This is a genomic window from Streptomyces sp. NPDC046759, from assembly GCF_040645475.1.
Taxonomy (GTDB): domain Bacteria; phylum Actinomycetota; class Actinomycetes; order Streptomycetales; family Streptomycetaceae; genus Streptomyces.
In genome coordinates this window covers 26,444-38,602 of the sequence record NZ_JBEYYJ010000020.1, presented here as the reverse complement: position 1 = coordinate 38,602, position 12,159 = coordinate 26,444, and the positions used below count along the sequence as shown (strand labels likewise).

Sequence of the window (12,159 nt, the reverse complement as noted above, 5' to 3'; positions counted from 1 at the left end):
GGCGGGCTCACGCCTTCGGGGCCACCTTGCTCAGGCCGTTGATGATGCGGTCCATCGCGTCACCGCCCGTGGGGTCGGTGAGGTTCGCCAGCAGCTTGAGGGTGAACTTCATCAGCAGCGGGTGGGTGAGGCCGCGCTGGGCGGCGATCTGCATGACCTTCGGATTGCCGATGAGCTTCACGAAGGCGCGGCCCAGGGTGTAGTAGCCGCCGTAGGTGTCCTTCAGGACGCGCGGGTAGCGCTGCAGGGCGATCTCGCGCTGGGCGGGCGTGGCTCGCGCGTGGGCCTGGACGACGACGTCGGCGGCGATCTGGCCGGACTCCATGGCGTAGGCGATGCCTTCGCCGTTGAAGGGGTTCACCAGGCCGCCGGCGTCGCCGACGAGCAGCAGGCCGCGGGTGTAGTGGGGCTGGCGGTTGAAGGCCATGGGCAGCGCGGCGCCGCGGATGGGCCCCGTCATGTTCTCGGGGGTGTAGCCCCAGTCCTCGGGCATGGAGGCGCACCAGGCCTTGAGGATCTCGCGCCAGTCCAGCTCCTTGAACGCGGCGGAGGTGTTCAGCACGCCGAGGCCGACGTTCGAGGTGCCGTCGCCCATGCCGAAGATCCAGCCGTAGCCGGGCAGCAGCCGGTCCTGGGGGCCGCGGCGGTCCCACAGCTCCAGCCAGGACTCCAGGTAGTCGTCGTCGTGGCGGGGCGAGGTGAAGTAGGTGCGCACGGCGACGCCCATCGGGCGGTCCTCACGGCGGTGCAGACCCATCGCGAGGGACAGGCGGGTGGAGTTGCCGTCCGCGGCCACGACCAGCGGCGCGTGGAAGGTGACCTCCCGCTTCTCCTCGCCGAGCTTGGCGGTGACTCCGGTGATGCGGCCGGTGCGGTCGTCGATCACGGGGCCGCTGACGTTGCAGCGCTCGTACAACCGCGCTCCCGCCTTCTGGGCGTTGCGGGCGAGCTGCTCGTCGAAGTCGTCGCGCTTGCGGACCAGTCCGTAGTTCGGGTAGGAGGCGAGTTCCGGCCAGTCCAGCTGGAGGCGGACGCCGCCGCCGATGATGCGCAGGCCCTTGTTGCGCAGCCAGCCGGACTCCTCGGAGATGTCGATGCCCATGGCGACGAGCTGCTTGACCGCACGCGGGGTGAGGCCGTCGCCGCACACCTTCTCGCGCGGGAACTCGGTCTTCTCCAGGAGCAGTACGTCAAGACCGGCTTTGGCGAGGTGGTACGCGGTCGTGGAGCCGGCCGGCCCCGCGCCCACGACGATCACATCGGCGGTGTTCTCGGAGAGGGGCTCGGTCACGACGGTCACGGCGGGATCTCCCCAAGTTCGAAATGCGTGTGCCGACCGGCACGGGACATGGGCAGTCTATTCAGCAGCATTGATCACCCGGCTGAAGGGCTGCCCTGTGAACCGATCCCTCCCCGCGGTACGGCTGCGCGTTCCCACGCACGAGGACGCGATCGCCTGGCACCGGGTTTTCGACGACCCCGAGGTCATGGAGTTCTACGGCGGCAGGCCGGCGGCGCTGTCGGTCTACGAGGAGCTCACCGCGCGGCAGCGGCGGCACGACGCGGAACTCGGGTTCTGCCTGTGGACCATGCTGGACGAGTCCGGGGAGGTCATCGGCTTCACCGGAGCGCAGCCCTGGCGGCCCGGCTGGGGCCCGGTCGGCGAGACGGAGATCGGCTGGCGGCTGGGCCGCGCGCACTGGGGCAAGGGGTACGTCACCGCGGCGGCGCGCGAGACGCTTCAGCGGGTGCGGGCGGCCGGGGTGCCGCAGGTGGTGGCGATGGTCCGGCCGGGCAACGAGCGGTCGATCGCGGTGACCCGCCGGCTCGGCATGAAGCCCGCGGAGAGCTATCCGCATCCCACGCTGGACGAGCAGGCCCTGTGTTTCCGGCTCGCCTTCGAACACACAGAGTAGTCGTCTGTTACAGAAAGACACCGGCGCCTTCCGGCCGGGGCGCACGGGAGTTACCCTTCCAGTACCGCTGGGGGTGACATCTGTGCGTATAACACCCAAAACACCCGAAGTGCGCGTGCCACGGCTGGTCGGAATGATGGCCGTGGACGCGCGCGAAACGGCCCGGGCGCAGGGCCTCTTCCTCAATGCGCCGGACCGCCCGGACTTCCACCTCGCGGTCGTCGACTACGTCGTACGCCAGTACCCGCAGCCCGGCGCCGAAGTGCCCCGGGAATCCATGGTGTACGTGTGGTTCGACTTCGGTGAGGGCGAGGGCGGCGGGGGCGTGCGCGAGCCACGCATCCCGCGGCCGCCCACGGGTGGACTCCAACGCGAACTGGGCGAGCCGGGGGACGCCTTCGAGGTGATCAACCGCTGAGGCCCCGCCCGCCGAGCCCCGCCAACGGGCTCAGCTCTCCTTGAAACCCCGGTGCAGCGCGACCACGCCGCCGGTGAGGTTGCGCCACGCCACCTTGGACCAGCCCGCCTTGCGCAGCCGTTCGGCGAGGGCGGGCTGGTCGGGCCAGGCACGGATGGACTCGGCGAGGTAGACGTAGGCGTCCGGGTTCGAGGAGACCGCGCGCGCGACCGGCGGCAGCGCCCGCATCAGGTACTCGGTGTAGACGGTGCGGAACGGCGCCCAGGTCGGGTGCGAGAACTCGCAGATCACCACGCGCCCGCCGGGCCGGGTCACCCTGTGCATCTCCGCGAGCGCCGCGTCCGTGTCCTGCACGTTGCGCAGCCCGAAGGAGATCGTCACCGCGTCGAAGGTGTCGTCCTTGAACGGCAGCCTGGTCGCGTCGCCGGCCGTGAACGGCAGCCAGGTGTGCTTGCGCTTGCCGACCTGCAGCATCCCGATGGAGAAGTCGCAGGGGACGACGTACGCGCCGGTCCGCGCGAAGGGCAGCGAGGAGGTGGCCGTGCCGGCGGCGAGGTCGAGGACCTTCTGCGCGGGGCGCGCGTCGACCGCCCTCGCCACCTCCTTGCGCCAGCGCCGGTCCTGGCCGAGCGACAGCACGTCGTTCGTCAGGTCGTACCGTTCCGCCACGTCGTCGAACATCGAGGCGACTTCGTGCGGCTGCTTGTTCAGGGAAGCGCGGGTCACCCGCCCATTGTTGCAGCCCGGTCTCACGGCAGGACCTTCGGCTTCCTGCACGCCGCGACGCCTCCTCGCAGCCGCACAGCAGGATGAAGGCGGCGATCGGGAGCCGGCCGGTGCCGAACAGGGAACCACTGGCTGTGGAGTGGGCGGCAGCTCTCGAAGGCGGCCACGTTCCAGCACCGGTCGGTCGGCGGACGGCGAGATGCCGGGCAGGACGACGCGACGGGCGACTGCAGCGGGGTGGGCCGGGGCGCGGGGCGTTCGGGCATGCGTTCGCCGGCTGAGCCGGCGTCGTCCGACGTTCCCCGGCGTTGTCCGACGTTCCCCGATGTTGACCGGCGTTGACCGCCGTTGACCGGCGTGCCGGCGCGGACGGCGGGACGAGCCGAGCTCAACGGGCGCGGTACACCAGCCGCCCGCCGATCACCGTCGCCACGCAGGTCCCGGCGCCCCATCGGACCAGTTCGGCGCGGTCCGCGACGTCGAACACGGCGAATCGGGCGGGACCGCCCGGCACCAGCCCCGGCAGCAGGATCAGCGGGGTCGGGGACAGCACCGCCGGGCCCGGGAGGCGGTCCGGCCGCTGTCCCGTCGCGAGACCGGCCCTGCGCACGGCGTCGACCACGGCCCGCGACCGCAGCTCCCCGGCCACCGCCACGGTGCCATGGGCCAGCATCCGCTGCACCCCGCGCCGCGCACTCGCACCGAGCCTTGCGGGGTCGCTACGGAAGATCTCCCGCGCCCGTTCCCCGCCGATGGGTTCGGTGCCGAGCACGTCGGCCTCGCGCGGGTCGGGATGGTACGTGGCCTCCAGCAGTTCCGGGCCGTAGGGGTTCAGCAGTCCCGGTGTCAGGATGCCGGGCCAGCGCCGCACCCGCGCCCGTGGGTGGGCGTCGGCCAGTTCCTGGTACCGGCCGACGGCGGCCACGGACGCGCCGTCGAGCACGACCGCCGCCTCGGGCGACTGCTCGGCGACGTGAAGTGTGAGCACGGGATCCCCGGTCGGCTCTAGTCGGACGCCAGCAGCTTCAGCTCGGGGTGGGCCGTGCCACCCGCGATGGCGGTGGAGGAGATGTGGGAGACCACGCGGTCGTCGGCAGGGTCGTTCGCCGGGTCGTCGTGGACGACCAGGTGCTCGTACGTGGTCGCGCGCTGCGCCGGGACGCGGCCCGCCTTGCGGATGAGGTCGATGATCTCCAGGCGGTTGGAGCGGTGCTTGGCGCCGGCCGAGGAGACCACGTTCTCCTCCAGCATGATCGAGCCGAGGTCGTCCGCGCCGTAGTGCAGCGACAGCTGGCCGACCTCCTTGCCCGTGGTGAGCCAGGAACCCTGGATGTGCTGGACGTTGTCCAGGAAGAGGCGGGCGATCGCGATCATCCGCAGGTACTCGAAGAGCGTGGCCTGGGTGCGGCCCTTCAGGTGGTTGTTCTCGGGCTGGTAGGTGTACGGGATGAACGCGCGGAAGCCGCCCGTGCGGTCCTGTACGTCCCGGATCATCCGCAGGTGCTCGATGCGCTCGGCGTTCGTCTCGCCGGTGCCCATCAGCATGGTGGAGGTGGACTCGACGCCCAGCTTGTGCGCGGTCTCCATGATCTCCAGCCAGCGCTCGCCGCTCTCCTTCAGGGGCGCGATGGCCTTGCGGGGGCGCTCCGGGAGCAGCTCGGCACCGGCGCCGGCGAAGGAGTCCAGGCCCGCCTCGTGGATCCGGGTGATGGCCTCCTCGACCGACACCCCGCTGATCCGGGCCATGTGCTCGACCTCGGACGCGCCGAGGGAGTGGATGACCAGCTGCGGGAAGGCCTCCTTGATGGCCTTGAAGTGCTGCTCGTAGTACTCCACGCCGTAGTCGGGGTGGTGGCCGCCCTGGAACATGATCTGGGTGCCGCCCAGCTCGACGGTCTCCGCGCAACGGCGCAGGATGTCGTCGAGGTCGCGGGTCCAGCCCTTCTCCTTGTCCTTGGGGGCCGCGTAGAAGGCGCAGAACTTGCACGCCGTGACACACACGTTCGTGTAGTTGATGTTCCGCTCGATGATGTACGTGGCGATGTGCTCGATGCCGGTGTACTTGCGGCGGCGCACGGCGTCGGCGGCGGCGCCCAGCGCGTGCAGCGGGGCGTCGCGGTAGAGGACGAGCGCCTCCTGCGCGGTGATCCGCCCACCGGCGGCGGCACGGTCGAGGACAGACTGGAGGTCGGCCTTCTCGGACACCAGGGGTCCCTTTCGTCAAGGGGTGTGGACGGACCGACTCAGCCTACGCCAGCCCTTCCGGCCGCCCGCCGTCAGGCCGCGTACGCGCCGATCAGCAGCCCGGCGAGGGCCCCGGCGAGCAGGAACGGGCCGAACGGTATCGCCGTCTTGCGGCCCGCCCGCCGGACGACGACGAGCGCACCGCCGTAGAGCGCGCCGAGCAGGAACCCGGCGAAGGTGCCGAACAGGACCGTGGACCAGCCGTACCAGCCGAGTACGGCGCCCATGCCCACGGCCAGCTTCACGTCGCCGAAGCCCATGCCTGACGGGTTGATGAGGAACAGCACGAAATAGCCGGCGCCCAGGGCCGGCGCGCCGTACAGCGCGGTGAGCCAGTGGCCCCCGTGCTCCGGCAGCAGGGCGGCGAGGCCCAGCAGGGCGAGGGCGGCGGCCGGGAGGGGCAGGGTCAGCGGGTCGGGCAGCCGCTGCACCCGTAAGTCCACGACGGCCAGCAGCACGCCGACCGGCGCGAGCAGCAGCCAGGCCGCCAGCTCCGGCCGGGCGCCGGTGACGGCGGTGACAGCGGCGCAGGTCAGTGCGGTGGCAAGGGCGGTGGTGGTGGGCGCCCCGTTCGCGCGCCGTCCTTCCTCCCCGCAGGCGCCGCATCCGGTCCGGCCGGCCCACCCCCGGATCGGGTGGCCGTCCGGGCAGCGGTCCCGCCAGGGTTCCCCGGACGGGACGGCGAACCGGTACGCGGCGCGGGGCAGCAGCGCACCCGCCAGCGCGCCCCACAACGCGGCGGCGGCCATCAGCACCCCTGTGCTCATCCGGTGCCGCTCCCTGTCCCGCACACGGTGCTCACCCGGCCTTCGACATGCGCGCCTGCGCGTTGCCCTCGGCAGCGCTGTCCGAGGTGAACCGCAGATCGTCGCCGACCGGGGTCAGTTCCACCTGGCGCGGGGCGGCCACGCAGTGCCCGGGATTGTCCTTCGCGCCCACCGAGGTCGCGAGGACGGCGGTCTTCGTCACCTTCTTCAGGGTGAGGACGTCCGTGCACACGCCGCCGAGCTGGTCGGTGTCCCGCAGGCGCCCCAACTCCTCGCCCACGGCGGCCTGGTGGACGGTGAGCCGGAAGGTGCCCGCGGGCAGCCCGAGTTCGGTGCCCTGCCCTTCCCAGGTGCCGAGGTAGCGGGCCGGGATCGCGCCGGGCCCGTCGCTCTGCCCGGCGGCGCCGCTGGAGGCCGCGGTCGGCGGCGAGGAGGGTGAGGGGGCGCTGCCCGCGTTCGAGCCGCCGTCGCCGCCGTCCTGGAACCAGGGCCGCAGCAACGCGCCGAGGCCCAGGGCCCCTACGGCCAGCGCGCCGGCGACCGCCAGTACGACCGTGCAGCTCAGCCGGCGCCCACGGCCGCCCTCCCCCGGGGCGGAGGCGGCCGCCACGCTGACGGAGACCCGCCCGGGCATCGGCGCCTTCCCAGGCGGTGGCACGACGGTCGGCGTTCCGGGCGGAAGCCCGTCCACACCGGTCGTGGACTCGGGCGACAGACCGGACACCGGCCCGGAGGTCGCCGGCGTGACGGAGTCCTGCGGGTGCATCACGGGCGCAGGCCCGAAAACACCGGCTGCGGTGAAGGAGTTCGGGTCGGCCGGGGCGGAGGGGGAGGCGGAGGCCGGGACCGAGGCGGAGACCGGATCGGAGGCGGAGACCGGGACCGAGGCGGAGACCGGATCGGAGGCGGAGACCGGGACCGGGCCGGAAGCCGGCTCCCACCCAGAACCCGGCGCCGGGCCGGAGAGGGACGCCGGTGCGGGCGCCCCCGTCTGCGCCGGCCTGTCGAAGGCCACCGGCCCCGACCGCGCCGTCTCCCCCGTGTCCAGGTTGAGCAGGCGTACGGCGCTGCGGCTGACCTGTTCCACCAGGGTGCCCGGCAGCCAGCCGCCGGCCACCAGGCGGGCGGCGCCTTCGGGGGCGAGCCGGTGGCTCACCTCGGTGGGGGTGGGCCGGGCCGTCGGATCCTTGGCGAGACAGGCCGCGGCCACCTCCCGCAACCCTCCGTCCAGGAGGCCCAGTTCCGGCTCCTCGTGGACGACCTTGTAGAGCAGCGCGGCCGAGGAGTCGCCTCGGAAGGGCGGTTCGCCGGTGGCCGCGTGCACGAGGACCGCGCCGAGGGAGAACACATCGGAGGCGCCCGTGGCAGCCTTGCCGAGGATCTGCTCGGGTGCCATGTAGCCCGGAGAGCCGATCGACACGCCGGTGGACGTCAGGGACGCGGTACCGTCCATGGCCCGCGCGATGCCGAAGTCGATCAGAAGTGGCCCGTCCAGGGTGAGCAGCACGTTGGACGGCTTGACGTCCCGGTGCACCAGCCCCAGTTCGTGTACGGCGGTCAGCGCTTCGCCGAGGCCCGCGCCCAGGGCCCGTACGGTGTGCGCGGGCAGCGGGCCGGCGTCGGTGACGGCCGCGGCGAGGGACGGGCCCGCCGCATAGGCGGTGGCCACCCAGGGCACCGGGGCGTCCGGGTCCGCGTCGAGGACCGGTGCGGTCCAGGCGCCGCCGACGCGGCGGGCGGCCGCCACCTCGCGCCGGAACCGGGCGCGGAACTCCTCGTCCAGCGCGAAGTGGGGGTGCACGATCTTGACGGCGACCGTACGGCCGCCCGCGCTGCGGCCGAGGTAGACCCGGCCCATGCCTCCGGAGCCGAGCCGGCCGAGCAGCCGGTAGGGCCCGACGGTGGCCGGCTCGTCCACGTCCAGCGGCTGCATGACGCGCTCCCCCTCAACGCTTCCGAGGCCTTTCGGGGAGCAGCCTAGTGACGCGTGCTCAGTGCTGCAGCAGGTCCACCTTCACGTTCGCCGGGAAGCCGGTCGTCGGGCCGACGCGGCGGGCGAACTCGGACACCGCCTTCAGCTGGGGACTGCCGAAGCTGAAGTCGAGGGTGGTGAAGTACCGGGCCAGGGTCGCCTCGTCGAAGGACTCCCAGCGGGCGGCCTGTTCGGCGACCTTGGCGACCTCCTCGAGGGAGAGGTTCCGGGAGGCGAGGAACGCCTCGTGGACCTGGCGGGTGATCAGCGGTTCGCGTTCCGCGTACTCCCGGCGGGCCGCCCAGACGGCGAAGACGAACGGCAGACCGGTCCACTGCTTCCAGAGCGCGCCGAGGTCGTGCACGTCGAGGCCGAAGCGGGGGCCGTCCAGCAGATTCGCCCGCAGCGCCGCGTCACCGATCAGGACGGCCGCCTCGGCCTCCTGCATCATCAGGCTGAGGTCGGGCGGGCAGGTGTAGTAGTCGGGCTGGACGCCGTAGCGCTCGGCGAGCAGGAGCTGGGCGAGACGGACCGAGGTGCGGGAGGTGGAGCCGAGGGCGACCCGGCGACCGTCCAGTTGATCCAGCGGGACTTGCGAGACGATCACGCACGACATCACGGGGCCGTCGCAGCCGACCGCGATGTCCGGGAAGGCGACCAGGTCGTCGGCGTTGCGCAGGAACTCGACGAGGGTGACGGGACCGATGTCGAGGTCGCCGCGCACGAGCTGCTCGCTGAGTTTCTCCGGGGTGTCCTTGGTCAGCTCGAAGTCGAGCAGGGTGCCGGTTCTCGCGAGGCCCCAGTAGAGGGGCAGACAGTTCAGGAACTGGATGTGGCCGACGCGCGGCCGGGTGCGGGCATTGTCCACATCGCGAGGCTAGACCCCGTGCTGTAGCGTGCCGGAACCGGCCCCTCCGTCACTCACCGTCACCTGCCGTCAAATGGCCCACACGACGTTCAAACATCCGGGTGAAGTGATCTTGACCTCTATTGCTTTCCGCTGCCCGGATGCTAGGCTTGCCGCAAGTTGCAGTTTGGTTTCCCTTGCAGTACAGAGCCTGCGGAGCATGTGACCGCGGGCTCTCGTCGTTTTCAGACGAATGCAGTTGTGCAGCACCGTTTCGCACTTGCAGGTTCTGGAGCAGGGCAACCCTTTTGAGCCCAAGGAGGGCTTATGGCTACCGGAACCGTGAAGTGGTTCAACGCCGAAAAGGGCTTTGGCTTCATCGCCCAGGAGGGCGGCGGCCCCGACGTCTTCGTTCACTACTCCGCGATCAACGCCTCCGGCTTCCGCTCCCTCGAGGAGAACCAGCAGGTGAGCTTCGACGTGACGCAGGGCCCGAAGGGTCCGCAGGCGGAGAACGTCACCCCCGTCTGATCACTGCCTGATCGCAGAACCTGAGAGCAGTACCCAAGGAGCCCCGCGCCGTTTCGGCGACGGGGCTCCTGCCTTTCCGGCCGGCACCGTACATGAATTCTGAACGAATTCTCGGCGCTCGCCTGGTCCCCGTCACGTGCGCCGTATGACGAGGGCGAGGACACGCCCGGCTCCAGCGCCCGGCGTCCTCGGTCTTGGGCTCGGCCTGTCGGCCGGTGGGGCCGCTGTTGCGGGAGGGCCGAGGCTCCCAGCCGATAGCTTGTGGCCATGTCCGCGTTCATACAACAGCTTCCTGCACTGGTCGGGGTCGTCATCGGTGCCCTCGGCTCGTACCTGGCGATCACTCGTGGTGATCAGGCACGCTTCCGTCGCGAGCAGGCGGCTCGTTGGGAGGAGCGCCGGCTGGCGGTCTACGCCGAATACGCGAGGTCTCTCAAGCAGGGCGTCACCCTGGCCTACCGGATCGCGGCCCACCTGGCCAATGATCCGCATCCGCACCCCTTGTCCCCCGAGGAGGCCGCTGTCCACCTGGTCGCGGCGGCCGATGCCCGGGATGCCGCCGGAGAAGCTCTGCTCATGCTCGGCAGCGCCGACGTGGTGGAGAGGGCACGCGCCTGGGTCGTCACGGTCATGGACATGGAACGCTTCCTGCGCGACCGGACCCACAGCCCCGAGACCTGGTCGGCCATGCTCGCGCGGCAGCGCGCCGCACGCGAGGGGTACTACGCCGCTGTCCGGCGCGACCTCGCACTCCCACCCGGCCATTCGGGTGAATGGAGTCTGCCGACGCCCTAGGCGTACTCCTCCGCGCGATCCCCGTGACCACCTGCATGTGGCGGTGGAGGCCGCTACGGTCTCCTGCCATGACCGACACGGCTGACTTCCTCACCGCCACCCGCACCTTCTACGACACGATCGCCGAGGACTACGCCGACCACTTCCGGGGCCGGCACGTCGACAAGCCGCTGGAGCGCGCCGTGCTCGGCGCCTACGCCGAACTGGTCGGCCCTGGCGGGCTGGTGGCCGACCTCGGTTGCGGCCCCGGAGTGGTCACCGCCCACCTCGCCGAGCTCGGCCTGTCCGTCTCCGGGCTCGATCTGTCCGAGTCCATGCTCACCATCGCCCGCCGCGATCACCCCGGCCTGCGCTTCGAGCAGGGCTCCATGCTCGATCTCCCCCTGGCCGGCGACTCCCTCGCCGGGGTCGTCTCCTGGTACTCCAGCATCCACACCCCGGTGGGCGAACTGCCCTCCCTCTTCGCCGAGCTGCACCGCGTACTGGTTCCCGGCGGCCACCTCCTGCTCGCCTTCCAGGTCGGTGACGTGCCGCGGCACCTGGCCGAGCCGTGGGGTCATCCGGTGGCGCTCGACTTTCACCGGCGCCGCCCCGAGCACATGGTGGAGCTGCTGTCCGACGCCGGTTTCCGGCTCCACTCCAGCACCGTGCGGGAGCCGGACGAGGCGCTGGCGGAGTCGGTCCCGCAGGCGTTCCTGCTCGCCCGCAAGCAGGGCTGACGCGGGTGGATGCCACCGGCCCACGGCCCTGGGAACCAGGAGCTCGCACGCGCTGTCCGGTCTCGGCTGCTCCCCGCGCGGGTCGGCACCACATGGATCCCGACGTTCCGCGTGCCGCCGACGGCCGTCCGGGCCGAAATGCCGTTCAGGCCGCGGCACCGCGCGCGGCCGCATCCCGGGACTCCGCGACCGTGTCGGCGAACGCCCGTGCCGGAGGGCTGAGGGCGTCCCAGCGGCGGACGGCCCAGCCGACGGGCAAGGGGCGCAAGCCGGTGAGCGGGACGAGCCGCAGCGCGCCCTCCCCCGGCACCGGCAGCCCCGGAACGGCGGGGACGACCGCCCGGCCCACTCCCAACTCGGCCAGAAGCAGAGCCGTGTCCCAGTCGGCGACGCTGGTGTCGTAGGCGAATCGCAGGCCCCGCTCGGCCGCGGCCGCGTCGAGGCGGACGGCGGACGTGGAGTTCGGGGGCAGCCGGATGAGGCGGACGTCCCGCAGTTCGGCGGGATCGAGGTCCCGGCGTCCGGCCAGGGCGTCGTCGGCGCGGACGGCGAGCAGCCAGGGCAGTTCCGCGACCGTCCGCTGCTCGATACCCCGTACCGGGGAGCCGACGGTGATCCAGGCCAGGTCGAGGGTGCCGTCGGACAGGGCGTCGAAGGCGCCGCGTCCCGAACTGACCGTACGGAACTCCAGGTTGACCTCGGGATGACGGCTGCGGAACGCGACCACCGCCTCGGACATGAAGTGCCGCACGGTGGTGGCACCGGTGGCGACGCGGACGTGCCCGCTGTGGCCGTCGACGAGATCGCGGAGCTGCCGTACGGCGAGATCGAGGCCCGAGATGCCCTCGGCCGCGGCGGCCTCCAGTACGCGCCCGGCCCGGGTGGGGACGACGCCTCGCGGTTGCCGTTCCAGGAGCGCGACCCCGGTCTCCCGCTCCAGCCGTTTCACGTGCTGGCTGACGGCGGACTGGGTGCAGCCGAGGTCGCGGGCGACGGAACTGAGGCTGCCGGCGCGGCACACGGCCACGAACACGCGGAGATCGTCCAGGGTCACAACACCCAAGCTAACACTTGGGGTTGTGATGGAAACCCAAGGATTGACTGCAAGTCAGGTGTCGTACGAGGATCGGTGGCGGGCCGGGACCGACCCAGGCGGCAACCCGCTCCCCGCCCCGCCGAGTCCGGACGACGCGGGATCGACGAGGAGCGGGTGCCGACCCCCGG

General features: G+C 71.8%; 13 protein-coding genes. 5 read left to right on the top strand and 8 right to left on the bottom strand.

Features of this window, described 5'->3' with window-relative positions:
• Nucleotides 1-7: 7 nt before the first annotated feature.
• Nucleotides 8-1,300 (bottom strand): geranylgeranyl reductase family protein, encoded by a 1,293-nt coding sequence (locus ABZ919_RS25405; RefSeq protein WP_361251992.1) that lies wholly within the window; start codon nt 1,298-1,300, stop codon nt 8-10.
• A gap of 97 nt (nt 1,301-1,397) precedes the next feature.
• Here ABZ919_RS25405 and ABZ919_RS25400 point away from each other — a divergent pair, with 97 nt between their 5' ends.
• A complete protein-coding gene (locus ABZ919_RS25400) occupies nt 1,398-1,916 on the top strand; it encodes a GNAT family N-acetyltransferase (RefSeq protein ID WP_361251989.1) in 519 nt (172 codons plus the stop codon).
• A 109-nt stretch (nt 1,917-2,025) separates the two neighbouring features.
• On the top strand, nt 2,026-2,334 hold the full coding sequence (locus ABZ919_RS25395; protein ID WP_361251986.1) for a PASTA domain-containing protein: 309 nt from the start codon (nt 2,026-2,028) through the stop codon (nt 2,332-2,334).
• A 30-nt stretch (nt 2,335-2,364) separates the two neighbouring features.
• Here the strand turns inward: ABZ919_RS25395 and ABZ919_RS25390 are convergent, their stop codons facing one another.
• The 6 genes from ABZ919_RS25390 to ABZ919_RS25365 all read right to left on the bottom strand — a co-directional run bounded on the left by ABZ919_RS25390 (nt 2,365) and on the right by ABZ919_RS25365 (nt 8,911).
• Nucleotides 2,365-3,060 carry a demethylmenaquinone methyltransferase gene (locus tag ABZ919_RS25390; protein ID WP_361251983.1) on the bottom strand — a complete coding sequence of 232 codons (696 nt, stop codon included), beginning with the start codon at nt 3,058-3,060 and terminating at the stop codon, nt 2,365-2,367.
• A gap of 388 nt (nt 3,061-3,448) precedes the next feature.
• Nucleotides 3,449-4,048 carry a hypothetical protein gene (locus ABZ919_RS25385; RefSeq protein WP_361251980.1) on the bottom strand — a complete coding sequence of 200 codons (600 nt, stop codon included), beginning with the start codon at nt 4,046-4,048 and terminating at the stop codon, nt 3,449-3,451.
• A gap of 17 nt (nt 4,049-4,065) precedes the next feature.
• Nucleotides 4,066-5,265 (bottom strand): cyclic dehypoxanthinyl futalosine synthase, encoded by a 1,200-nt coding sequence (gene mqnC / locus ABZ919_RS25380; protein WP_361251977.1) that lies wholly within the window; start codon nt 5,263-5,265, stop codon nt 4,066-4,068.
• A gap of 71 nt (nt 5,266-5,336) precedes the next feature.
• Nucleotides 5,337-6,071: an A24 family peptidase gene (locus ABZ919_RS25375; RefSeq protein ID WP_361251975.1), complete on the bottom strand. Its 735-nt coding sequence runs from the start codon at nt 6,069-6,071 to the stop codon at nt 5,337-5,339.
• Nucleotides 6,072-6,102: 31 nt separating this feature from the next.
• Nucleotides 6,103-8,004 (bottom strand): protein kinase, encoded by a 1,902-nt coding sequence (locus tag ABZ919_RS25370; RefSeq protein WP_361251972.1) that lies wholly within the window; start codon nt 8,002-8,004, stop codon nt 6,103-6,105.
• A 58-nt stretch (nt 8,005-8,062) separates the two neighbouring features.
• Nucleotides 8,063-8,911 (bottom strand): menaquinone biosynthesis protein, encoded by an 849-nt coding sequence (locus tag ABZ919_RS25365; RefSeq protein ID WP_361251969.1) that lies wholly within the window; start codon nt 8,909-8,911, stop codon nt 8,063-8,065.
• A gap of 306 nt (nt 8,912-9,217) precedes the next feature.
• Between ABZ919_RS25365 and ABZ919_RS25360 the strand changes: the two genes are divergently transcribed.
• The 3 genes from ABZ919_RS25360 to ABZ919_RS25350 all read left to right on the top strand — a co-directional run bounded on the left by ABZ919_RS25360 (nt 9,218) and on the right by ABZ919_RS25350 (nt 10,935).
• Entirely contained in the window at nt 9,218-9,421 is a 204-nt protein-coding gene (locus ABZ919_RS25360; RefSeq protein ID WP_003992177.1) for a cold-shock protein, read from the top strand.
• Between the two features lie 267 nt (nt 9,422-9,688).
• The gene (locus ABZ919_RS25355; protein WP_361251966.1) at nt 9,689-10,216 is read left to right on the top strand and encodes a hypothetical protein; all 528 of its coding nucleotides are present in this window, start codon (nt 9,689-9,691) and stop codon (nt 10,214-10,216) included.
• 68 nt (nt 10,217-10,284) lie between these two features.
• Entirely contained in the window at nt 10,285-10,935 is a 651-nt protein-coding gene (locus ABZ919_RS25350; protein WP_361251964.1) for a methyltransferase domain-containing protein, read from the top strand.
• 145 nt (nt 10,936-11,080) lie between these two features.
• Here ABZ919_RS25350 and ABZ919_RS25345 read toward each other — a convergent pair whose 3' ends face one another.
• The gene (locus tag ABZ919_RS25345) at nt 11,081-11,989 is read right to left on the bottom strand and encodes a LysR family transcriptional regulator (protein WP_361251961.1); all 909 of its coding nucleotides are present in this window, start codon (nt 11,987-11,989) and stop codon (nt 11,081-11,083) included.
• Nucleotides 11,990-12,159 lie beyond the last annotated feature (170 nt).